Raw genomic sequence first — 21,298 nt, forward strand, 5'->3', positions numbered from 1 at the left:
CTCCTTACGCGAGCCCGAGCCCGCCGACCACGAGGTCGATGATCTTGATACCGATAAACGGCGCGACAAGTCCCCCCAGGCCATAGATCGCCAGGTTGCGGGCGAGCAGCGGCCCGGCGCCCATCGGCTTGTACGTCACGCCCTTCAGCGCCAGCGGCACCAGCAGCGGGATGATCAGCGCGTTGAAGATGATCGCGCTGAGGATCGCCGATTCGGGCGAGCCGAGCCGCATGACGTTGAGTACCGACAGGCCGGGATAGAGCGCGACGAACATCGCCGGGATGATCGCGAAATATTTGGCAACGTCGTTCGCGACCGAGAAGGTGGTCAGCGCACCGCGGGTCATCAGCAGTTGCTTGCCCAGGCCCACCACCTCGATCAGCTTGGTGGGATCGCTGTCGAGGTCGACCATGTTGCCGGCCTCGCGCGCCGCCTGGGTGCCGGTGTTCATCGCCACGCCGACGTCCGCCTGGGCAAGCGCCGGTGCGTCATTGGTGCCGTCACCGCACATCGCGACGAGCTTGCCGCCGGTCTGCTCCTTGCGGATCAGCGCCAGCTTGTCCTCCGGCGTCGCCTGGGCGAGGAAGTCGTCGACCCCCGCCTCGGCGGCGATGGCGGCGGCGGTCAGCGGGTTGTCGCCGGTGATCATCACCGTGCGGATGCCCATCGTCCGCAATTCGCCGAAGCGCTCGCGAATCCCCGCCTTGACCACGTCCTTGAGGAAGATGGCCCCAAGCAGCCGGCCATTCTTGGCCACCGCCAGCGGCGTGCCGCCGGCCCGCGCGATCTCGTCGGTCGCGCGGCGCAGCTCGGTGGCGGCCGCCGTCTCGCCGACGCCGGGATTGGCCTTGAGGATCGAGTCGACCGCGCCCTTCTGGATCAGGTCCGCGCCGGCGCGGACGCCGGAGATGCGGGTCTGCGCAGTGAACGGAATCACCTCGGCACCCTCGGGGAGCGTCGCCGTCCGCACGCCGAAGCGTTCGCGGGCGAGCACGACGATCGAGCGCCCTTCCGGCGTCTCATCCGCCAGGCTTGCGAGCAGCGCCGCCTCGGCCAATTCGGCCGCACTGGTACCGCCGACCGCGCGGAACTCGCTGGCCGCACGGTCGCCGACGGTGATGGTGCCGGTCTTGTCGAGCAGCAGCACATCGACGTCGCCCGCGGCTTCCACCGCGCGCCCTGACTTGGCGAGCACGTTGAAGCGGACGAGACGGTCCATGCCGGCGATGCCGATCGCGGACAGGAGCGCCGCGATGGTAGTCGGGATCAGCGTGATTAGCAGCGCCGCGAGGATCGCGATCGGGATGCTGCCGCCCGCATAGGAGGCGAAGCCGGGGATCGTGCCGACGGCGATCAGGAAGATGATCGTCAGTCCGACCAGCAGGATCGTCAGCGCGACCTCGTTCGGCGTCTTCTGCCGCTCGGCGCCCTCGACCAGCGCGATCATACGGTCGAGAAAGCCCTTGCCGGGTTCCACCGTCACCTTGACGCGGATCTCGTCGGAAATGACGCGGGTGCCCGCCGTCACCGCCGAACGGTCGCCGCCGGCCTCGCGGATCACCGGCGCGCTCTCGCCGGTGATCGCCGCTTCGTTGACCGACGCGACGCCGGTGACGACCTCGCCATCCGAGGGGATCAGGTCGCCGGTCTCGACCAGCACGATGTCGCCGATCTTGAGCTGGCTGGCGGGCACCGAGTCCCAGGTACGGCCGTCGCCGGTCAGCCGCTTGGCGGTAAGCTCCGCCTTGGTGGCGCGCAGCGAGGCGGCCTGCGCCTTGCCGCGCCCTTCCGCCAGCGCCTCTGCAAAGGTGCCGAACAACACCGTCAGCCACAGCCAGACGGCCAGCTGCGCCTTGAAGGCGAAGCTGAGATTATCATGCCCAACGACGAGCAGGATCGTCATCAGCGCCGCCACCGTCGCGGTGACGAACATTACGGGATTGCGGATCAGTTCCTTGGGATTGAGCTTGAGGAACGACGCCTGGATCGCCGGCACGACGAGATCGGCCGTGAACAGGCTCTTGCTTTGGGTTTTTGCCATGGTGGCCCCCGATCAGAACAGCTGGCCGCGGATCATCGCGAGATGATCGGCGATGGGACCGAGCGCGAGGCTCGGCAGGAAGGTGAGACCGCCCAGGATCAGCACGATGCCGACGAGCAGGCCGATCCACAGCCCTCCCGTGGTCGGGAAGGAGCCGGCGCTCTCGGGCGTGTACTTCTTCGCCGCCAGGCTGCCCGCGATGGCGAGCATCGGCACGATGACGAAGAAGCGGCCGACCCACATCGCGACGCCGAGCAGCCCGTTATAATAGGGCGTGTTCGCCGTCAGGCCGGCAAAGGCCGATCCGTTGTTCCCTACCGCACTGGTGAAGGCGTAGAGGATCTCGGAGAAGCCGTGCGGCCCCTTGTTCAGCGGCCCGGCCAGGCCTTGCGCCAGCACCGACGAAAGCGCGGTGAAGCCGAGGATCATCAGCGGCAGCACCGCGATCGCCAGCACGGCGAGCTTCACCTCGCGGCTCTCGATCTTCTTGCCGACATATTCGGGGGTGCGCCCTACCATCAGCCCGGCGACGAACACCGCAAGGATCGCGAACAGCAGGAAGCCATAGATGCCGGCGCCGACGCCGCCGATCACGACTTCGCCCAGCTGGATGTTGAACAACGGGATCATGCCGCCCAGCGCGGTGAAGCTGTCGTGCATGGCGTTGACCGCGCCGCACGAGGCGGCGGTGGTGACGACCGAGAACAGCGCGCTGGCGGCGATGCCGAAGCGCACCTCCTTGCCCTCCATGTTGCCGCCGGCGACACCGAGCTGGTGGAGCACGGGGTTACCGGCCGCTTCCTGCCAATAGGTCACCGTCACGCCCGCAAGGAACAGGATGACCATCGCGCTGAGGATCGCCCAGCCCTGACGGGTGTTGCCCACCGCCTTGCCGAACGTCCAGGTGAGGCCGAAGCCGATCAGGAAGATCGACAGCATCTGGACCAGATTGGTCAGCGCGGTCGGGTTCTCGAACGGATGCGCGCTGTTGGCGTTGAAGAAGCCTCCACCATTGGTGCCGAGCATCTTGATCGCCTCCTGGCTCGCGACCGGACCGGTGACCAGCGTTTGCGCCGCGCCCTCGATCGTCTGGATATGGATCGTGCCCGCCATCGTCTGCGGCACGCCCGAAGCGATCAAGAACACGGTGTAGACGATGCAGATCGGCAGCAGCAGGTACAGCGTGACGCGGGTGACATCGGCCCAGAAATTGCCGATCGTGCCCGCCGAGCGCCGCGCGAAGCCGCGGAACAGCGCGAACGCCAGCGAGATGCCGGTCGCGGCGGACAGGAAATTGTGGATCGTCAGCCCCAGCATCTGGCTGAGGTTCGACATGGTGCTTTCGCCGCCATAGCTCTGCCAGTTGGTGTTGGTGGTGAAGCTTACCGCGGTGTTGAATGCGAGGTCGGGAGACAGCCCCGCCAGGCCCTGCGGGTTGCCGGGCAGCACGCCCTGCAGCCGGAGCACGGCATAGGTGAACGCCATCAACGCGATGTTGAACAGCAGCATGTGGAGCGCATAGCGGCGCCACCCCTGCTCGGCGTTCGGATCGACTCCGGCGAGCTTGTAGAAGCCGCGTTCGACCGGGCCGAGCGCGAGGTGGAGCGGCGTCCGCCGCCCCTCATAGAGTGCGTGGAGCCACATGCCGACCGGCTTGGTCAGCAGCAGCAGGATGGCGACGAAGCCAAGGATCAGGAGCCAGCCCTGAAGTGTCATGATGCCGCTCCCTTCAGAAGCGTTCGGGGCGGATCAGCACCGCCACCAGATAGACGAGCAGCCCGAGCGCGGTGATCGCGGCGAGCCAGAGATCGAGGGTCATGCGTTCACCTCACGCCAGGGGTCAGGCCGCGTCGCACAGCCGGGCATAGGCAAGCGTCGCCGCCGCCAGCCCCAGCAGGACGAGGATCCAGAGAAGGTCTTGCATCCGCCAGTTCCTTTCAGAAGGCAGCCGTCAGCGAGACCACGGCGGTGCCGCCGGCGATGTTGCCGGTGCCGTCCTGGCCCTTGCTGAAGCTGGGCCGCAGATAGGCGGCCTCACGGTTGGAGATGTCGGTGCCGATATAGCTCACGTTGAGCGTGAGGTTCTTCCAGGTCGCATCGGCACCCAGCGACCAGTCCCAATACTCCCCGGTCGGCGAGACCGCCGTCGCGTTCGGGCCGAGGCCGTTCTGACCGGAGCTGTGGCCGATATGCGCCTTGGCGGTAAGCGGCGTGCCCGCGATCGCCAGCGCGCCGTCGCCCCAGAGATAGAGATTGTCGTCCTTGGCACCCGGGTTGTCATAGGTGCCCGCCGCCGCCGAGGCGCCGCCATTGTACCATTTGCCCAACGCTTCCTGCCTGGGCGCATAGGCGACGCCGGCGGTCAGCGAGGCCGGCCCGGCGGTGCCGCTCAACTTGGCATACGGCTCGGCGAAGTCGGTCTTGTCGGCGCCGCCCGGATAGACATACCAGGTGATCCCCACGTCGAGCGTGGCATGGTCGGAAAGCTTGGCCTTGTAGCCGCCGATCAGGTCGAGCTCCATGTTCGCGCCGCCGAACGTGCCCCAGCCGGCGAGGTTCGACGCCCAGGTGCCGACATAGAAGCCGCTTTCGTGCGCCACCGTGATGCCGGCCTGGACCGCCATCTGCTGGTCGGATTGCGACACGCCGCGGAAGCGATAGTCGGATGCGATCGTGGCGGCGCCGCTGACGGTGATCGCCGGGGCCGATGGCGCGCCCGCGGGCTGCGTGTCCTCGGCCGTCGACTGCGCCTGTGCCGTCATCGGCAGGGCAAGCATCGCCAGCGCCGAGATCCAATAGATGTTCTTCATTTTCGCCCCCAGAAGAGCTGGCCGCCGCTGAGTCGGCGGTCTTCATGGACGGGCGATTAGGCGCTTCGGCCGTAGCAATTCGAGATCGATTGCCGCTATTCACATATAGGCCGCATATAGCTGGCGAATATTTTGCGCAGCGGCTCGCGCTGTCGGCCTGGTCGACATGCCGTGAAGGCCGACTGGACGCAGGCGCGATCCGAAACACCGTGCCCGCCGATGCCCGCATCAGGTTCGGGTCGCACCTGGCGCCCAACGTCCTTGAAGTCGCGGTCCGGCGCATCGCCGCAAATACCGGCGCGACGAAACACCGGGAATCTGCTGTTGTTGCATCGCATCCCGGACTTGCTTGCCTAGGCGGCACGCTCCGCCGGCAGCATTCGATCCGCCACGATTTCGAACATATCCCCGTCCACCATGACCTGCGGACTGAGCGCACGGCAATTATAGCTCGATGCCATGGCAGCGCCATATGCGCCGGTGGCGTGGAAGATGGCCAGATCCCCGCGACGGACACGGTCGATTTCCCGCGCCGACGCGAAAGTGTCGCCCGTTTCGCATATCGGCCCGACGATGTTCGCCGTCATGCGCTCCGCCGAACGCTGCACTGCTTCGAAGCGGTGATACGCGCCATATAGCGCGGGCCGCGCAAGATCGTTCATCGCCGCATCCACGATGACGAAGGGGTGCGTGGCGCTCGGCTTCACCCACGTCACGCGCGTGACCAGCACGCCCGCCAGCCCGGCGATGACACGCCCGGGCTCGAAGATGAGCTCGACGCCCCAACCCTCCGTGACCTGCCGGACCATCGCAGCATATGCATCGAGCGTCGGCACCACGTCCTCCGATCGATACGCGATGCCCAGTCCGCCGCCCAGATCCACTCGTGTGATCGCGTGCCCAAGCGCGCGCAACGCATCGACGAGCGCACCCGCCCGGCGATATGCGGTCTCAAGCGGCGCCAGGTCGCACAGCTGGCTTCCGATGTGGAGCGCGACACCGGTCAGGTTCAGCCCCTCCAACCGGGAAAGCCGATCGTAGACGCCGACAGCCCCGTCGATCTGCACCCCGAACTTGTTTTCCCGTTTCCCGGTCGAAATCTTGGCGTGCGTACCGCCATCCACGTCCGGATTGACGCGCAGGACCGCGATGGCCGTTCGGCCCCTGCCCCGCGCGAGTGCGGCCAGAACTTCGCCTTCCTCCTCGAGCTCAAGGTTGAATTGGCCGACACCCGCCGCCAGCGCCTCCTCCAGCTCGCGGTCGGTTTTGCCGACGCCGGAAAACACGATCTTTTCAGGTGCGATCCCCGCGGCGATCGCCCTGCGCATCTCGCCGACGGAGACGATATCGGCCCCGAAGCCACGATCCGCGAGCAGGCGAAGCACGGCGGTATTCGGGTTGCACTTCACGGCGAACGCCACCCGAACCCGCGGCAGGATCGACAGGGCCGCAGTGAAGCTATCCGCTGCGTGCCGCAGCGCTGCGGCCGAATAGACGTGCACCGGCGTACCGACGGCGTCTGCGATAGCGGGCAGCGGCACGTCCTCGGCGTGCAGCACGCCGTCACGATGTTCGAAGAAGGACATGATTCTTTTCTTTCAGAAGTCGCTGGATTTGCCGCTGCGGTGCAGGCGACGGAGCCGCGCGGCGTGCACCGCTGCGGCGGTATTGCAATGGCCTCGGCGTTCTGCCCGGATCGCCACGGCGACGCGCTTGCCGTTGAGCACGAGCACGATCCCCAGAACCGCGATGAGGAAATGCAGCACCACCCAAGGCGAGCCATCGCGGGCGATCGCGGACGCCGTACACCCGCCGACGAACAGGCATGCACCGGCAGCCCGCCACACAAGGTCCCGCCCCGTCATGCCGCGGCGCGCCAACATGGTTCGTCGCCGCGCACGACGAAGTCCGCCGCGCCGAGCAGCAAGCACCGAAACGTCTCGTTGCAATCCGTTGCGATCGGCGGTTGCCAGAGCAGGATGTCGGCCGGGAAGTCCTGTTCCTCGCGAAGTGCGGCGAGCATCTCCCCTAGGTCGAAGGTCACACCGATCGCGGGATCGCGCCAGCGTGCGGCGGCGACCCGAGCCCGACCGACCAGCGCGGGCGACGTGTCAACCCCGCGTCCCTCGATGGCGAGGAAGCCCAGCGCGCGCGCATGGGCGGCCGCGTGGAGCAGCAATCCGCCAGCGCCGCAATCGACATCCACGATACGGACCGACCGACGACCCGCCTGCCTGAGCCAGAGCAACCTGGCGGCCAATTGCGGCCAGCGCGTGTCGTGCGCAGCGGTCCAGGCGCCGGGGCTCGACCTCCTATGCCTCAGGCTGGGCGCGAGTGGCATGCCGATGGGGTTATGGTCTGCGTCCATGCTACCCTCCTCCTTTCAGGCGGCATGGGGCAGGACGCGTTCGTCCTGCCGCGCGGGCTCGAAAGGGATCAGCGGCGTCAGGGGGGCTGTCGCCAGTTCCAGCGTCGCGCCATAGATCTCGCGCTCTGCCTGTGCGAAATGCATCGCCGCTCCGCGCGAGATGAAGCGGCCTTCCAGGGTCCGCCTATTGTCCTGTACCAGCCAATGGCCGGCCCCGTCCTGACCGACAAAGATGATGCGGCCCGTTGGATCGGGCTCCGATTTGATATCCGCCGACATGATGTCGAAGTGCCTCCAATGATCGAGCGTCGCTGCTCGAACATCGATGTACAAAGGCTGGTATAGCGTTTCGAGATCGATCCGCACTATCTTCATAGTGTCGCCATAGTGATGCGGCTCAGCCTGCCGCATCTTCGACTTCTCGCTAGAACTGCTTGAAGAAAGTTTCGCACAGCGTGCGGAAGGATGGCGAATACCGTCCTAGCCGAAGCGGCTGTGCAGCTCGGGCATGTGGCCGAAATGCATCCCGTAGATACGGCAAGCTGTCGGGTGATCGCGCCTGTGCGCTGCTGCGCCATCGCAGCGACGTCGGGCATGCTCCAAGTTCCGTCTTGGGTCCGCTGGACGGCCGATCAGCGGTTTCGGTCTGTCGTCAGCGGGACGGTTCGCAGGCGATGCCGTGCGGCATGGATGGCGCAAAATGCCTGCAGCCCTGCGACACCGTCCCTCGTATCCAGAATGCCGGTGCCGGGGCGTACGGGCTCCTGAAAAAAGAGATGGAGATCGCGACGGCGGCGATCGGTGCGCAGATCGCTGCCCCACGATCTTCCAGCGCAAAGTTTGTCGCCATGGAGGAGGAGGAGCATCCCCAGGCTCGCGAGCACGAAGCTGGTCAACGCCAGGCCCATTTCCGCGGCTTGTGCGGGCCCGTGCCGCGCCATTGTCCAGATCGCGCGATGGACGAGGGTGGTGCCGCACGCAGCCAGGATCATCAGCACGCCGACAAGCCGATGCCCCACTTTACGCATCGTCCTGATCCCGGCCGGCGCGCACCGTCGCCAGCGACCGCCGGCCCTGCAGCCGCGCCCGCCGTGCCGGGGCGACGGCGATCGATGCGGACGGCCGTAGGCGCAGTCGGCGCCGCGCGAAGGACCCGGCGGACCCGTTGTTCGCGAAACGGCCAGGGCGCACGGCGATGGGTGCGTTCACCGCTGCCTCCCGAGCCATCGTGCGAGAGCATGCGGATCCTGCGCGCTACGATGCTGCCAGCGGGTGCTGAGCTGAACCTCGTCGAACAGATGCCTTCCCAGCATCGTCATCGCGCTGCCGATACTGCCACAGACGAATCCGATCGCGGCCAGCACGAGGCCCATCATGCTTCCGGCCTGCAGCGGCTGCGCGAGCGCAGCCAGACGCGCGACGGCGAAATAGGCCACCGCACACAATCCTAATCCCAACGCGCGCAGACCAAGGTCTGCCCTGCGCGACCGATGCCACGCCGTCATGCCACATCCTTTCATGCAGCAGCCCAGCTATCGGGCCCGACGTAGCAATTCGAGAGTGAAAGCCGCTATTTGCGTATAGGCAGCATAGTGCGCGACCAAGTTTTCGATTCCACGGTCAGCCGTCCACCTTGAGACGATACCCCACGCCCTGTCCGTTGAAGAGGACGCTGCCGCTGTCTCTTCGGAACCTCGGACGCCCAGCGATATCCGCGCTTTTCGAAAACCTTAGCGACCGTTCGACAATGTCGGACGCGCCTCCAGCCCGAGCAGGCGATCCAGCGACACCGCCCCCGGCCCCGCAGCAATCAAGGGCAGTAACAGCCCTGCCCAGCTGAGATGGGTCGGCCAGGCATCGGGATAGACGAAGACCTCGATCACCGCTGTCATCGCGAGCAACGCCAGCGCGGCGGGGCGGGTGAACAAGCCGAGCACCAACAGGATCGGAAACAGGTGCTCCGAATAGGTTGCGAGATGGGCGGCGAGCGCCGGGGGCGCGAACGGGAGGGCATAATCGGTGCGGAACAACTCATAAGTGGAATCGGCGATCGTCAGCCACCCCTCGACCTTGGTACGACCAGACAGGAAGAAGATGGCAGCGATGCCGAACCGGGCGACGAGCAGCAGCAGCGACGGGGGCAGCAAGCGCGCGGCGAGGTCGCCCGCGCGAGCATAGACAGCGGCGAAAGAGCGCATGGCGGGCTCCGGGCGTCAGAGGATGCCCGGCCACGCGCGCGACCGGGCGGAGGTATCAGGCCTTGGGGGTCAACGAACCATTGCCCTTGGGCGTCTTGATGGCGGTGCAGGTGCCGGCCTTTACCAGCTTCCAGGCGTTGCCCTGGTAGTTCCTGGTCGACGTGCCGGCGCAGCTGGTGCCGGCGCCCGCCTTGCAGTCGTTCTTGCCGGCGAGCGCCACGCCGTAGCATTTTTCCATCTTCGGCTGCTGGGCATGGGCGGCGGTGGCGCCGATACCGAGGGCGAGGGTCGCGGCAAGCGCGGCGGACGTCTTGATCATGGGACTACTCCGTTTAAGGGGCCTCGCGCGCGGCGGCTCGCAGGGGGCACGGCCGCCGCGCGGTGACCCCGAAGAAGGCGGAGGCGTCGGGTCACCCCCCGCCGTACGCCGCGAGCAAACGGGCGGTTACGACTCCGGCCGCGCGCGCCCGCGATTTCTTTTCCACACGGCTGCTGTAACCTGTCGTCATCCGCCCACGTACGCCCGACCAGGAGTGGGAATGCGGCACAGCGAAGCAGAGCTACGAGCGTGGATGACGGCGGGGCTGGACGGCGATGCCGCGGCACACACGGCGTTGCTGCGTGCGCTCGTACCGCTGCTGCGCGGCTTTTTTCGTCGGCGGATGCGGGGGGATGAGGATATCGAGGATCTGGTGCAGGAAACGCTGATTGCCATCCATACCAAGCGCGGTACCTATGATCGCGATCGTCCGTTCACCGCCTGGCTCTATGCCGTTGCCCGCTATCGACTGATCGACCATCTCCGCAGGCGCCGGGTCTCGGTGCCGATCGAGGCGGTCGAGGCGATCCTGATAACCGAAGGCTTTGAGGACGCGGTGACGGCGCGTGTCGATATCGACCGGCTGCTTTCCGGCCTTTCGGGAAAACAGGCCCGGGCCATTCGCGACACGCATCTGGAGGGGCTGAGTGTTGCCGAAGCGGCGGAAGGCGCACGGATCGGGCAGTCCGACGTCAAGGTTTCGGTGCATCGCGGGCTCAAGGCGCTCGCGGCACGACTGCGGGGGCACGAATGATGCCTCCCGAACCCGATATCGACGGCACCGAACGCCTGATCGCGGCGCTGTCCGCCAAGGTGCGGCCCGTCCCGCCCCGCTTCATCATCCGTCGCATCGCGCTCGGCATCGCTGGCGGCGGCGTGGTGAGCATCGGCCTGGTCTTCGCGCTGTTCGGGGTGCGGGCCGATTTTGCGCAGGCGATGTTCGGCTTCTCCTTCTGGATGAAATGGGCCTACACCTTATCGCTCGGGCTGATCGCCGTCGCGGCGACGATGCGGCTGGCGCGGCCGGCCGGCGGATCGCTGCGCATGCTGTGGCCGCTGGCGCTGCCGATCCTGCTGCTCGCGGCGCTCGCCGTCGAGGAAATGTTGCGTACACCCATGCGCGACTGGCTTTCGATGTGGCTGGGGGGCAGCTGGACCCGCTGCCCTTGGCGGGTGCTGCTGCTTGCGGTCCCGATCTTCCTCGGCCTGCTCTGGTCGTTCCGCAAGCTGGCGCCGACCGATTTGCGCGCGGCCGGCGCCGCCGCCGGGCTGGCGGCGGGTGCATGGGCCGCTACGATCTATTGCCTCCACTGCGACGAGGTTGCCGCGGTGTTCGTGCTGACCTGGTACAGCCTCGGCATCCTGCTGGCGACCGGGCTGGGTGCGTTGCTGGGGCCGCGCGTGCTGCGGTGGTGAGCGTGTAACCGGCCTTGCCGCCGGCCCGTAGAGGGAAGGCCGAACCGGCACCAGTCCATCCAAGGGAGCACGCCATGATTACCCTGCACACCGGCGCAAGCATTGCCGCCACCGCCGCCCTCGTCGCCCTGTCCGGCACCAGCGTCGCCGCCCCTGCCGCCTCGGCGGACAAGGTCGTTCATTGCTACGGCATCAACAGCTGCAAAGGCACGTCGGACTGCAAGTCCGGCAACCACGACTGCAAGGGCCAGAACGAGTGCAAGGGCCAGGGCTTCAAGGCGGTGTCCGCCAAGGCCTGCAAGGCGCAGGGCGGCAGCCTTACCGAACCGAAGTGAGCTGCCCGGCGGCCCGACTTCCCCACCGGGCCGCCCCGTTTTGAAGGAGCAGGGCATGACCCACCCGCACCGCTTCGGCCTTGGGCTGCGCAAACCGCATTATGCGGACTTTCTGGAGGCCGCGGCGCCCGTCCCGGTCGACTTCGTCGAAGTGATCTCCGAGAATTTCATGGTTCCCGGCGGCCGCCCGCGCGACATATTGCGCCGGGTGCGCGAGCGTCATCCGGTGGCGCTGCACGGCGTGTCGATGTCGATCGGCTCGGCCGATGGCGTGGACCGCGATTATTTGCGGCGCCTGCGCGCGCTGGTCGACGCGATCGAGCCGCTGTTCGTCTCGGACCATCTCTGCTGGACACGCTTCGGCGACTTCCAGTCGCACGACCTGCTCCCCCTGCCCTATACCGAAGAAGCGCTGCGTACCGTGTGCGACAATGTGGACGCCGCGCAGACCGCGCTGGGCCGCCCGATGCTGCTCGAAAATCCGTCGAGCTACATCGCCTTCGACGGCGCCGAGATGACGGAATGGGCGTTTCTCGACGCGCTGTGCGCCCGCACCGGCTGCGAACTACTGCTCGACGTGAACAACGTGTTCGTCAGCGCGACCAACCACGGCTTCGACGCGCATGCCTATCTCGCCGGCATCCCCGCCGCGCATGTGCGGCAGATCCACCTCGCGGGGCACCGCCGCGGCGAAGCGTTGCTGATCGATACGCATGATCGGCCTGTACCGGGCCCCGTCTGGGCGCTCTATGCCGACGCAATCGAACGTATCGGGCCGGTCGCGACGATGATCGAGCGCGATGACGCAATTCCCCCTCTCGCTGAACTGCTGGAGGAGCTGGATCATGCCCGCGCGATCGCCGCGCTGGACCTGGCGGCGTGAAGCTATCGACCCTGCAGGAAGCATTCCGGCATTGGCTTCATGCAGAGCGCGCCGATGCCGCGGCGCAGCTGGGCGGCGGACCCGGCCTGAACGTCTATCTCAACAATTATCGCAGCCAGCTGATCGCTGCCCTGGAAAACAGCTTCCCCCAGCTGCAACGCTGGCTGGGCGACACCGCGTTCCTTGCCGCTGCCGCACGACATGTCGAAGCGTCCCCGCCGCGCAGCTGGACGCTCGACGCCTATGGCGAGGATTTCCCGGAGACCATTGCAGCGCTATATCCCGACGATCCCGAGTGCGCCGAGCTGGCACGCCTCGAATGGGCGCTGGCGACAACCTTTACCATGCCGGACGTCGTCGCATTTTCCGCAGAAGCGCTCGGCACCATAGATTGGGAGAGCGCGCGGATTGCCTTTGTTCCGACCTTGGCGCTGCTACCCGTTACCACCGATGTCGCCGCCTTATGGCGGTCGCTTGCTACGGGGATCACTCCATCTGCTGTGCAGCGCTCGTCGGGAACGGGCGCCGTGCTGCTCTGGCGCAGCGGGTTCAACCCCAGCTTCCGGGCGATCGAGCAAGCTGAGGCCGAGGCGATCGCTCAGTTGGACGCGGGTACCCCATTCGGCGTGCTCTGCGCCAGGCTGGCGGATGAAGATGGCGAAGCGGCGGCCACCGCCACCGTCGGCGCCTGGCTGGGCGATTGGCTTCGAGACGGGCTCATCACCGCGATCCGCTGATCGTGGTCAACGACCGGCGCGGCATCCTCGCTCGAGCGCGCGCAAGGGCCACGCTCTGAGTAACCGTCCGACCAAGGCCGTCCGGGGAAAATCGGCTGTCCGCTCTCGCCCATTTGCAGACATTCGGCAATTGCCGCACATACCTGTCATGAGAGACTACGCCGAAGTTGATCCCGTCATCGACGCTTGGGCGCAAGTGACGGTTGAAAAGCTCTTCGCTGAGTGGGCAGGTCGGCCGGATAGGTTCGCTTACCTGCCGGGCTTACGCCCGTTCAGTGCTTTCAGATCGCGATCGAACCGCCTCTTGCCGGTCGTATAACCGTTTTTGCTCGGTCAGTAGATACTGACGACGGAAGCGAGTTCAAACAACGCTGGGCTTAGCTACTGAATAAATGCAAAAACGTGCAATTTACTGCAAAACCGTAGATGGAAATCAGGGGATTTTCACGGATTGTTCCAATTTCCTTGGGCATTCGCATCCGCAGTCGACGGAACGCTGGCGAGTGCCTGATGCGCTTCCCAAGCTCAGCCTTTCCACCTTCCTTCGGCGCACTTGCCGGCCATCATCAATGGGCGCATCGCTCCCCGCCGCTGGCATCGCTCCCGGCAGCTGGCGGCCCAAGTTTAGCCGTTCGTGTCAGCGGCTTGGAATGACCGTTCGGGCCAAAAACGGCCCTAGCACGCTTCAATCGCTCCATCGGCCGCCGCGTCGTTAAGCCGGCGCACAGGATCACGCCATCCTTGGCAAGCGCTACTCACGGTTTTGCGGCGTCACGATTAGTAGCGAGATGCCTTGCCGCGGCAGACGAAAGCGGAGCGTCGAGCCCGACACCGGCGTGGGCGCTGGGTCCATCCTCGCCAGCGCCGCGGCCTTGAGCAGCGTCGCGCGCTGGGCGTCGCTGGGCGCGATCGGCGATCCCATCGCGCGCCAGGCCGCGAAGGCATTCGAATGTGCTTCGTCGATGCGATAGTGCACCAGCCGGGCCCCCTTGGCGAGTGCCTGGGGCAGGCCGCGAAGCTGCAGCGTCACCGCCGCATCGGGACCGGGCACGTCGTCGTCATGATAATGCCAGACGAGGATCGACAGCGTGTCGCCATCGATGCTGGCCATGCTGCCGATATCGGGATCGCCGCGCACACCGTCCTGCAGCACCGTGTCGAGCGGTGCCTGATGGTCCGAGGCAGTGTGGACATAGTGACCGCGCATCTTCGCCAGCAGCTTGAACAGGTTCATCACCGGCAGGTCGATGCCGGCCGAGGTGAGCTGGCGGAACCCGGCGAAGGGCGGCTGGTCCTCGAACTCGAACGCCCAGGACAGGATGCCCTCCAGCGTCAGCCCCCGCCGGGCGGCAAGCGCCTGGAGACGGGGGAGCGCGGCGGCGGTGTAGCTCGAATACATGGTGCCGTTGCGATAGGCGTTGGCGGGGCCCTGGCAGGCGGCGCAGCCTTCGGGATCGGATTCGCCGATGACGATCGGCTTGGTCCGCCCCACCGGATCGGCAGCGATCGCGGCGAATTCGTGATCGGCGGCGCGCAGGTGCGTGTTGAGCCCCATCCGCACATGGCCGCCCTGCCCGTCCGCGACGACGACCGGCTGGCCCTTGGCGTGGAAGGACAGGAAGTCGGTGGGCGTGCCGGCCGCCTTCACATGGGCGAGGAACGCGGCGAGAAAGTCGTCGCCGGCCCCGGCGCTGTCCGGACCGCCCACCCGCGCTTCGGGCAGCGCCCGTCGCACGCCGCGGATCGCGTGATCGTGCAGGCGGAAAAATTCCTCGCGGGTGCCGCCCCAATAATATTGCGGCAGATTGGCTTCGTTCCAGGTCTGGAAATACCAGCTGGCCACCTCGGCGCGGCCATAGCGGGTGACGCAGTGGCGGACCCATTGGAAGACCAGTTCCTCCCACTTCGCATAATCGCGCGGCGGATAGGCCCAGCCGGTGCGCAGCGTGCCGCTGCCGGGGCGCCAGTCGTGCTGGTATGGCTGCGGCTTGGTCGACATCGCCTCGGGCATGAAGCCGAGCTCGACATAGGGCTTCACCCCGCGCGCCCGATAGGTGTCGAAGATGCGATCGACGATCGTCCAGTCGTAGATCGGGCGGCCTTGCGCATCCTCGCGATAGATGCCGGTCGAGCCCCATTTGAGCGCCGGGGTGCCGTCGCCCGAGGTGAACAGATTGTGGGTGCGGAAATAGACGCGATCGGGCAGCAGCGCGCCGAGCGTGGCGAGCGTCGTCCGGCCATCCTTCATCGTCGCGTAATTGGGCTCGTCGGCACCGAAGAACCGCCAGACCGGCCGGACGGGCCCCTCGTCCCGCGCCGCGTCGACCGCAATCGCCACGGGGATCGGATCGGGATCGGCGGCGGCGAGGCCCGGCAGAAGGGTCGATGCAGCGGCGAGTGCAAGAAACAGCGACTTCACTTGGCGTTCTCCAGCGGCACGATCTTGCCGCCCTTCATCACGAAGCGCACGGCGCGCACCGCCTGGATGTCGCGGGTGGGATCGCCGGCGACCGCAACGAGATCCGCGAACAGGCCAGGCTTCACGCTGCCCAGCCGCGCGGCGTCCCCCAACCAGCGCGCGTTGCCCGAGGTCGCGGCCAGCAGCACGTCCGCCGGCCGCATGCCCGCGGCAGCGAGCAGCACCATCTCCCGGGCATTGTCGCCATGCGCATAGACGCCGACATCGCCCCCCATGCAGATCGGCACCCCGGCGCGGAGCGCGAGCCGGAAGCTCTCGCGATTGGCGCGGACGGCGGCGGGTGCGGGCTCCGCCCCGTTCCAGCCGCGATAGCGCGATGTCGCATCGGAGGCGGCGAGCGTGGGGCAAAGCGCGATCTTTTTCGCGGCCATCGCGGCAAAGAGTGCGGGCGTGCCGCCATAGCCATGCTCGATCGTATCGACCCCCGCCTCGATCGCGCGGCGCATGCCCTCTGCCGTAGCGGCGTGGACCGCGACCGGGCGCCCGGCGTCATGCGCGGCGGCGACGGCGGCCTTGATTTCCTCGAGGCGCAGCGTGGGGCGGCTCTCCTCGCCGGGACGCCAGCGATAATCGGCATAGAGCTTGATCCAGTCCGCGCCCGCCGCGATCTGGCGGCGCATCGCGGCGACCATCTGCTCGGGGCCGGAGACTTCCTCGGCACCCTGCGGCACCTCCACGCCAGGCTCGAAGCCCTTCGGGCCATAGGCGCCGAGCGCGACGATCGCCCGCGTCGCCACCTGCAGCCGCGGCCCTTCGACGATCCCCTGATCGATCGCCGCCTTCAGCCCGACATCGGCATAGCCGGCACCCTCGGTGCCGAGATCGCGCAGGCTGGTGAAGCCCGCGCGGAGCGTCGCGCGCGCCTGCGCCACTGCGCGTGCGGTGCGCAGCGCCAGCGGCTCGTGCAGCACCTGATCGTCCCAGCTCGCTTCGTTATAGGGGTGGAGGAAGAGATGGGCATGGCCCTCGATCATGCCGGGCATCAGCGTGTCGCCGTCCAGCGCGATCACTGCCGCGTCGGGCGGGGCGGCGAGATCGGGGCCGACCGCAACGATGCGCTCGCCCCGCACCAGCACCTGCCAGCCGGGATGCGCCTGGCCGTCGACCGCGTCGAACACCGCCATTGGCTTGAGCAGGATGGCCGGCACCTCGGCCTGTTGCGCGCCCGCCGCGCCGCCCAGCGCCAAGGCTGCAAGAACCGCGAACCAGTGCTTGGCCATCCGCTCCCCCCATTCTAGTCTGCCGCCATGGATACGCTGATCCGGCGCGCACGCAATCCGTTGCTTCTGTTGGCTTTGCTCGGCACCACCGCCGCTGCGCCCGATCCCGAGCGGGCGCGCTGGCAGGCGCAGGCCGAGCGGGTGACGATCACTCGCGACGACTGGGGCATCCCCCACATTCGCGGGCGGAGCGACGCCGACGCGGTGTTCGGCATGATCTATGCGCAGGCCGAGGATGATTTCGCACGGATCGAGGCCAACTATCTCACCGCGCTGGGTCGCACCGCCGAGGCCGATGGCGAGGACGCCCTGTGGGGCGATCTGCGCCAGCGGCTGTTCGTGGATCCGGCAGCGCTGCGGCAGGACTACGCCCGCAGCCCCGCCTGGCTGCGCGCGCTGATGCAGGCCTGGGCCGACGGCCTCAACTATTATCTCGCCACCCATCCGCAGGTGAAGCCGAAGGTACTGACGCGGTTCGAGCCCTGGATGGCGCTGAGCTTCACCGAAGGCAGCATCGGCGGCGACATCGAGCGGATCTCGCTGAGCGACCTCAAGAGCTTCTACGGCAGCCCGACGCCGCCAACGCCCGAGGAACGCGGCATCGTACCGCGCGAGCCCTCGGGCTCGAACGGCATCGCGATCGCGCCCAAGCTGACGGCGGACGGGCGCGCGCTGCTGCTGATCAACCCGCATACCAGCTTCTATTTCCGCTCCGAAGCGCAAGTGACCAGCGACGCCGGGCTGAACGCCTATGGGGCGAGCACCTGGGGGCAGTTCTTCGTCTACCAGAGCTTCAATGCCCAGGCGGGCTGGATGCACACTTCCGCGACGGTCGACAATGTCGATGCCTTTGCCGAGCGCATCCTGCGCAAGGGGAATGGCTGGGCCTATCGCTATGGCGACGAAACCCGGGCGGTGCAGGCGCGGGTGGTGACGCTGCGCTATCGCAAGCCCGACGGATCGGAGAAGCCGTGATCGGCCATCAGCTTCTCCACCGCAGCGTAGCACTCCATAGGCCGCGTCAGTTTTTTCCCAACAGATCCTTCAGCGCCGACACGTCGAGCATCGACTCCGCCAGCAGCTTCTTCAGCCGCCGGTTCTCGTCTTCCAGCGCCCGCAACCGCGCGGCGTCGGAAACCGTCAGGCCACCATATTTCGACTTCCAGGTGAAAAGGTCGCATCGCTGATCCCGTGCTTCCGGCACAGGTCGGCGGTCTTCACGCCAGCCTCATGCTCCCGCAGCACACCAATGATCTGATCCTCGCTAAATCGGCTTCGCCGCATCACTCTGAACCGCACCGGGTCTGCCGGAGGCATTGGGTTGTGAGTCATGCTGCCATATCGATGTTGTCCGCGGCAGCATAATATCGTTCTTCGGCTTCGGCGGGCGGGATGTTGCCGATGGGGTCGAGCAGCCGACGATGATTGAACCAGTCCACCCATTCGAGCGTGGCGTACTCGACGGCTTCGAAGGTACGCCACGGCCCGCGCCTGTGGATCACCTCGGCCTTGTAAAGGCCGTTGATGGTCTCGGCCAAAGCGTTGTCGTAGCTGTCGCCGATGCTGCCGACCGACGGCTCGATCCTGGCTTCGGCGAGGCGCTCGGTGTACTTGATGGACAGATATTGCGACCCGCGGTCGCTATGATGGATGAGGCCGCCCCGATGCGCCGGCCGTCGATCATGAAGCGCCTGTTCCAAAGCGTCGAGGACGAAGCCGGCATGCGCCGTCCTGCTGGCGCGCCAGCCGACGATCCGCCTGGCGTAGGTATCGATGACGAAGGCGACGTAGACGAACCCGGCCCAGGTCGGGACATAGGTGAAGTCCGACACCCACAGCATGTTCGGTGCCGGCGCATAGAATCTCCGATTGACGTGATCGAGCGGACACGGCGCCGCTTTGTCGCTGATGGTGGTGCGCACCGGCTTGCCCCGGATCACGCCCGCCAAGCCCATCTCGCGCATCAGCCGAGCGACGGTACAGCGGGCAACCGGAAAGCCTTCCCGCAGCATCTGACGCCAGACCTTGCGGACGTCGTAGACCGCGAAGTTCTCGGCGAATACGCGTGCAATCTCTGGCTTCAGGACGACATCCTGCTGCGCTCGCGTCGACAGGCGTGTCGGATCCTGCCGCTGCGCGAAACGCTCGAAATACGTCGATGGGGCGATCGGCAGAACGCGGCAGATCGGCTCGACCCCATAGGCATCGCGGTGATCGTCGATGAAGGCGATCATCGCCGGAACGGGCGGTCGAGCTCCGCCTGGGCAAAATACGCAGATGCCTTGCGCAGGATTTCGTTGGCCTGGCGCAACTCGCGAACCTGGCGCTCCAGCGCCTTCATCTTGTCGGAAACCTCGGTCGGCACGCCGGCACGTTTGCCGCTGTCGACCTCCGCCTTCTTCACCCACTCATGCAGGGTCTGCGGAACGCAGCCAATCTTCTCGGCGATCGATACCACCGCTGCCCAGCGAGAAGGGTAATCGCGCTCGTGCTCGATCACCATCCGCACCGCCCGCTCGCGGACCTCGGGTCCAAACTTGTTCGTCGTCTTGCTCATACAGGCTCCACCTTTTCAGGAGTTGGAGCCTCCGGCAAACCCGGTGCGGTTCAGTTCGCCCTGGGGTCTTTGGGGCTATTTCAAGCTGAAGAGCTATATCCAGAGGAATGGAGCACCTTCTGCGAGTACCATGACGATCAGCGCCAACTGCAAACTGCCTATAGACTCAAGCTCGAACAGCGGCGCGCGGAGTCGATCTACGCAGCGACCGGTCGTACGCCGACTACCCATGGCAAGTGGGACGTCCACCTGGATTTGTCGAACGCGCTGATGGGCCATGACGTCGACGGGGGTATCTGCCCCTGGCGTTGGATCTACGTGCGCTTGGTTCTGGATTCGTAGAACCCGACGGACTTAACGTAGGCCGTGAGAAAATACTCGCGGTTCTTAGGGAGGCTCTCACTGAATTCAAGCGCTCAGGTATTCTGAGAGATGTTCCTGATTACCACGCGACGTTTTTGTTTTAATATGAGATGTGATTTTGCCGCTCACAAAGGAAGTCAATATGGCGTTTCATAACGAATATGTTGATTCTTCTTCGGATGAAGCCAAGGAATATAACCTAGATGGAGTACGTAGAAGTTTTCACCGCCCGTTAGATACGAGATATTCCTGGACGATAGATCGAGATCGGCGAATATTTCTAATGTGGATTAAGGGTGGCCGAGAAGAATTTTATCAAAGGCAAAATTTTTGCCTCTGGTGGAAGGGGTGCATAATCTCACTGGATTTATTGCAATCGGAAAATGGGTTCTCTGATACGACATGGGATTTGGTCAGTTCATCGTTCACTATTCCTGAGGGAGTTATCGAGGGGCGGGACAAAATAGTATCATTACTTAAAGAGGCTTTGATCGAATACAAACATGCCGGCATTGGCATGGACGTTCCCGATCATAAAGCCACATTTCTCTTCTGAGTGAAGGACTGAACATGCCCCTTTCATTCGCTCAGGCAATTCAACTCCTCCGTACGAACCCCGGCGCTTATGAACCGCATCGGGTCTGCCGGAGGCATTGGGTTGTGAGTCATGCTGCCATATCGATGTTGTCCGCGGCAGCATAATATCGTTCTTCGGCTTCGGCGGGCGGGATGTTGCCGATGGGGTCGAGCAGCCGACGATGATTGAACCAGTCCACCCATTCGAGCGTGGCGTATGAGGGTCCCCCGGTTTCTCATCCAGCCTAGGCGTGAGTATCCGGCGTTCATTCCGCGGCGATCTTGGCCGCGGCGGCAGCATATTCGACCGGCGTCAGCCAGCCAAGCGATGTGTGAGGACGGCTCTCGTTATAGTCCCGGCGCCAGGACTCGATCTTGGCCCGGGCATCGGCCAGTGACAGGAACCAGTGGGCATTCAGGCACTCGTCGCGCAAGCGACCGTTAAACGATTCCACGAAGGCGTTGTCGGTGGGCTTGCCTGGCCGGCTGAAGTCCAGCGTGACGCCGTTCTCGTACGCCCAGCGGTCGAGTGCCTTCGAGATGAACTCCGGTCCGTTGTCCACCCCAATGGTCCGTGGGGCGCCTCGGATCGAGGATATCCGCGCCATCGTCGCAACCACCTGCTCGCCCTTGATGCCCTGGTCCACATCGATCGCCAGCGCCTCGCGCGTGAACGCGTCGACCACCGTCAACGCCCGCAAGCGCCGCCCATCGAACAGGGCGTCGGACACGAAGTCCATCGACCACATCTCGTTCGCAGCCGATGCCGCAGGTTGCCGCACCCGGTTGGCGGCGCTGACATTGCGCCGGGGCTTCTTGAGCCGAAGGCTCAGTCCATCCTCCCGATAGAGCCGATACACACGCTTGTGTGCGGATTCCGAGGTTATCCCGGCCACCATTCCGATTTGATCCCGGCCGGCGTTCCGACCTGATCCCGGCCGGTATTCCGATTAATTCCCGGCCACCTGCCGGGGGATGAGAAGCCTGATCGTTGGG

At 65.8% G+C, this 21,298-nt stretch carries 21 protein-coding genes, 4 pseudogenes and 1 other annotated feature; of the genes and pseudogenes, 7 read left to right on the forward strand and 18 right to left on the reverse strand.

Annotation, left to right across the window (positions count from 1 at the left end; genetic code table 11):
* Window positions 1–4: 4 nt before the first annotated feature.
* From kdpB to S2M10_RS10700, 12 genes are all read right to left on the reverse strand, one after another.
* Window positions 5–2,041, reverse strand: coding sequence for a potassium-transporting ATPase subunit KdpB (gene kdpB / locus S2M10_RS10645; protein WP_168846033.1), 2,037 nt, complete (start codon window positions 2,039–2,041; stop codon window positions 5–7).
* Window positions 2,042–2,053: 12 nt separating this feature from the next.
* Window positions 2,054–3,757 (reverse strand): potassium-transporting ATPase subunit KdpA, encoded by a 1,704-nt coding sequence (gene kdpA, locus S2M10_RS10650; protein ID WP_168846034.1) that lies wholly within the window; start codon window positions 3,755–3,757, stop codon window positions 2,054–2,056.
* A 13-nt stretch (window positions 3,758–3,770) separates the two neighbouring features.
* Complete coding sequence (gene kdpF, locus S2M10_RS10655) at window positions 3,771–3,860, reverse strand: K(+)-transporting ATPase subunit F (protein ID WP_066689868.1); 90 nt, start codon at window positions 3,858–3,860, stop codon at window positions 3,771–3,773.
* A 118-nt stretch (window positions 3,861–3,978) separates the two neighbouring features.
* Entirely contained in the window at window positions 3,979–4,851 is an 873-nt protein-coding gene (locus tag S2M10_RS10660) for a TorF family putative porin (RefSeq protein WP_168846035.1), read from the reverse strand.
* A 353-nt stretch (window positions 4,852–5,204) separates the two neighbouring features.
* On the reverse strand, window positions 5,205–6,437 hold the full coding sequence (lysA, locus tag S2M10_RS10665) for a diaminopimelate decarboxylase (protein WP_168846036.1): 1,233 nt from the start codon (window positions 6,435–6,437) through the stop codon (window positions 5,205–5,207).
* Between the two features lie 12 nt (window positions 6,438–6,449).
* Entirely contained in the window at window positions 6,450–6,734 is a 285-nt protein-coding gene (locus S2M10_RS10670) for a hypothetical protein (RefSeq protein WP_247650738.1), read from the reverse strand.
* Window positions 6,713–7,219, reverse strand: coding sequence for an SAM-dependent methyltransferase (locus tag S2M10_RS10675; protein ID WP_168846037.1), 507 nt, complete (start codon window positions 7,217–7,219; stop codon window positions 6,713–6,715). Before S2M10_RS10675 ends, S2M10_RS10670 begins: the two co-directional genes overlap by 22 nt.
* 15 nt (window positions 7,220–7,234) lie before the next feature.
* On the reverse strand, window positions 7,235–7,585 hold the full coding sequence (locus S2M10_RS10680) for a hypothetical protein (protein ID WP_247650739.1): 351 nt from the start codon (window positions 7,583–7,585) through the stop codon (window positions 7,235–7,237).
* 266 nt (window positions 7,586–7,851) lie between these two features.
* On the reverse strand, window positions 7,852–8,217 hold the full coding sequence (locus S2M10_RS10685; protein WP_168846038.1) for a hypothetical protein: 366 nt from the start codon (window positions 8,215–8,217) through the stop codon (window positions 7,852–7,854).
* A gap of 207 nt (window positions 8,218–8,424) precedes the next feature.
* Window positions 8,425–8,655: a hypothetical protein gene (locus S2M10_RS10690; protein ID WP_168846039.1), complete on the reverse strand. Its 231-nt coding sequence runs from the start codon at window positions 8,653–8,655 to the stop codon at window positions 8,425–8,427.
* Between the two features lie 294 nt (window positions 8,656–8,949).
* Window positions 8,950–9,417 (reverse strand): DoxX family protein, encoded by a 468-nt coding sequence (locus S2M10_RS10695; protein ID WP_168846040.1) that lies wholly within the window; start codon window positions 9,415–9,417, stop codon window positions 8,950–8,952.
* A 55-nt stretch (window positions 9,418–9,472) separates the two neighbouring features.
* Window positions 9,473–9,736: a DUF2282 domain-containing protein gene (locus tag S2M10_RS10700; protein ID WP_168846041.1), complete on the reverse strand. Its 264-nt coding sequence runs from the start codon at window positions 9,734–9,736 to the stop codon at window positions 9,473–9,475.
* Between the two features lie 220 nt (window positions 9,737–9,956).
* Between S2M10_RS10700 and S2M10_RS10705 the strand changes: the two genes are divergently transcribed.
* From S2M10_RS10705 to S2M10_RS10725, 5 genes are all read left to right on the forward strand, one after another.
* Entirely contained in the window at window positions 9,957–10,490 is a 534-nt protein-coding gene (locus S2M10_RS10705; RefSeq protein ID WP_168846042.1) for a sigma-70 family RNA polymerase sigma factor, read from the forward strand.
* A complete protein-coding gene (locus S2M10_RS10710) occupies window positions 10,487–11,152 on the forward strand; it encodes a DUF1109 domain-containing protein (protein WP_168846043.1) in 666 nt (221 codons plus the stop codon). The genes S2M10_RS10705 and S2M10_RS10710 overlap by 4 nt, the downstream gene beginning before the upstream one ends.
* A gap of 74 nt (window positions 11,153–11,226) precedes the next feature.
* Window positions 11,227–11,487 (forward strand): hypothetical protein, encoded by a 261-nt coding sequence (locus S2M10_RS10715; RefSeq protein WP_168846044.1) that lies wholly within the window; start codon window positions 11,227–11,229, stop codon window positions 11,485–11,487.
* Between the two features lie 55 nt (window positions 11,488–11,542).
* A complete protein-coding gene (locus S2M10_RS10720; protein ID WP_168846045.1) occupies window positions 11,543–12,370 on the forward strand; it encodes a DUF692 domain-containing protein in 828 nt (275 codons plus the stop codon).
* Window positions 12,367–13,107: a DNA-binding domain-containing protein gene (locus S2M10_RS10725; RefSeq protein WP_168846046.1), complete on the forward strand. Its 741-nt coding sequence runs from the start codon at window positions 12,367–12,369 to the stop codon at window positions 13,105–13,107. The genes S2M10_RS10720 and S2M10_RS10725 overlap by 4 nt, the downstream gene beginning before the upstream one ends.
* Window positions 13,108–13,858: 751 nt before the next feature.
* On the opposite strand, the gene S2M10_RS10730 is transcribed toward S2M10_RS10725, so the two are convergent.
* Together S2M10_RS10730 and S2M10_RS10735 are read right to left on the reverse strand one after the other, a co-directional pair.
* Entirely contained in the window at window positions 13,859–15,526 is a 1,668-nt protein-coding gene (locus S2M10_RS10730) for a beta-xylosidase (RefSeq protein WP_348770577.1), read from the reverse strand.
* Window positions 15,523–16,806 carry an amidohydrolase family protein gene (locus S2M10_RS10735; RefSeq protein WP_168846047.1) on the reverse strand — a complete coding sequence of 428 codons (1,284 nt, stop codon included), beginning with the start codon at window positions 16,804–16,806 and terminating at the stop codon, window positions 15,523–15,525. The genes S2M10_RS10730 and S2M10_RS10735 overlap by 4 nt, the downstream gene beginning before the upstream one ends.
* A gap of 27 nt (window positions 16,807–16,833) precedes the next feature.
* Between S2M10_RS10735 and S2M10_RS10740 the strand changes: the two are divergent.
* Window positions 16,834–17,769 (forward strand): annotated as a pseudogene (locus S2M10_RS10740) (penicillin acylase family protein); the annotation flags it as partial.
* Window positions 17,770–17,833: 64 nt separating this feature from the next.
* Here S2M10_RS10740 and S2M10_RS10745 read toward each other — a convergent pair.
* Window positions 17,834–18,090 (reverse strand): annotated as a pseudogene (locus tag S2M10_RS10745) (transposase); the annotation flags it as partial.
* Between the two features lie 44 nt (window positions 18,091–18,134).
* A protein-coding gene (locus S2M10_RS10750; RefSeq protein WP_168846048.1) for an IS3 family transposase occupies window positions 18,135–19,363 on the reverse strand; the annotation gives its coding sequence in 2 pieces (ribosomal slippage) (window positions 18,135–19,075 and window positions 19,075–19,363; 1,230 coding nt in all).
* Window positions 18,966–19,082, reverse strand: a sequence feature (AL1L pseudoknot). It overlaps the preceding gene by 117 nt.
* A gap of 505 nt (window positions 19,364–19,868) precedes the next feature.
* On the opposite strand from S2M10_RS10750, the gene S2M10_RS10755 reads away from it, so the two are divergent.
* A complete protein-coding gene (locus S2M10_RS10755; protein ID WP_168846049.1) occupies window positions 19,869–20,282 on the forward strand; it encodes a hypothetical protein in 414 nt (137 codons plus the stop codon).
* 109 nt (window positions 20,283–20,391) lie between these two features.
* Here S2M10_RS10755 and S2M10_RS10760 read toward each other — a convergent pair.
* Together S2M10_RS10760 and S2M10_RS10765 are read right to left on the reverse strand one after the other, a co-directional pair.
* A pseudogene (locus S2M10_RS10760) lies at window positions 20,392–20,517 on the reverse strand (IS3 family transposase); the annotation flags it as partial.
* A 51-nt stretch (window positions 20,518–20,568) separates the two neighbouring features.
* A pseudogene (locus S2M10_RS10765) lies at window positions 20,569–21,171 on the reverse strand (IS3 family transposase); the annotation flags it as partial.
* Window positions 21,172–21,298: the final 127 nt, after the last annotated feature.

The sequence above is a fragment of the Sphingomonas sp. S2M10 genome, from assembly GCF_012650175.1.
Lineage (GTDB): Bacteria > Pseudomonadota > Alphaproteobacteria > Sphingomonadales > Sphingomonadaceae > Sphingomonas.

Coding starts and splice junctions, on each gene's coding strand:
- S2M10_RS10660 (WP_168846035.1), bottom strand. CDS start 4,851: ATGAAGAACATCTATTGGATCTCGGCGCTGGCGATGCTTGCCCTGCCG.
- S2M10_RS10755 (WP_168846049.1), top strand. CDS start 19,869: ATGGCGTTTCATAACGAATATGTTGATTCTTCTTCGGATGAAGCCAAG.
- S2M10_RS10705 (WP_168846042.1), top strand. CDS start 9,957: ATGCGGCACAGCGAAGCAGAGCTACGAGCGTGGATGACGGCGGGGCTG.
- kdpF (WP_066689868.1), bottom strand. CDS start 3,860: ATGACCCTCGATCTCTGGCTCGCCGCGATCACCGCGCTCGGGCTGCTC.
- S2M10_RS10715 (WP_168846044.1), top strand. CDS start 11,227: ATGATTACCCTGCACACCGGCGCAAGCATTGCCGCCACCGCCGCCCTC.
- kdpB (WP_168846033.1), bottom strand. CDS start 2,041: ATGGCAAAAACCCAAAGCAAGAGCCTGTTCACGGCCGATCTCGTCGTG.
- S2M10_RS10700 (WP_168846041.1), bottom strand. CDS start 9,736: ATGATCAAGACGTCCGCCGCGCTTGCCGCGACCCTCGCCCTCGGTATC.
- S2M10_RS10735 (WP_168846047.1), bottom strand. CDS start 16,806: ATGGCCAAGCACTGGTTCGCGGTTCTTGCAGCCTTGGCGCTGGGCGGC.
- lysA (WP_168846036.1), bottom strand. CDS start 6,437: ATGTCCTTCTTCGAACATCGTGACGGCGTGCTGCACGCCGAGGACGTG.
- kdpA (WP_168846034.1), bottom strand. CDS start 3,757: ATGACACTTCAGGGCTGGCTCCTGATCCTTGGCTTCGTCGCCATCCTG.
- S2M10_RS10710 (WP_168846043.1), top strand. CDS start 10,487: ATGATGCCTCCCGAACCCGATATCGACGGCACCGAACGCCTGATCGCG.
- S2M10_RS10675 (WP_168846037.1), bottom strand. CDS start 7,219: ATGGACGCAGACCATAACCCCATCGGCATGCCACTCGCGCCCAGCCTG.
- S2M10_RS10670 (WP_247650738.1), bottom strand. CDS start 6,734: ATGTTGGCGCGCCGCGGCATGACGGGGCGGGACCTTGTGTGGCGGGCT.
- S2M10_RS10695 (WP_168846040.1), bottom strand. CDS start 9,417: ATGCGCTCTTTCGCCGCTGTCTATGCTCGCGCGGGCGACCTCGCCGCG.
- S2M10_RS10720 (WP_168846045.1), top strand. CDS start 11,543: ATGACCCACCCGCACCGCTTCGGCCTTGGGCTGCGCAAACCGCATTAT.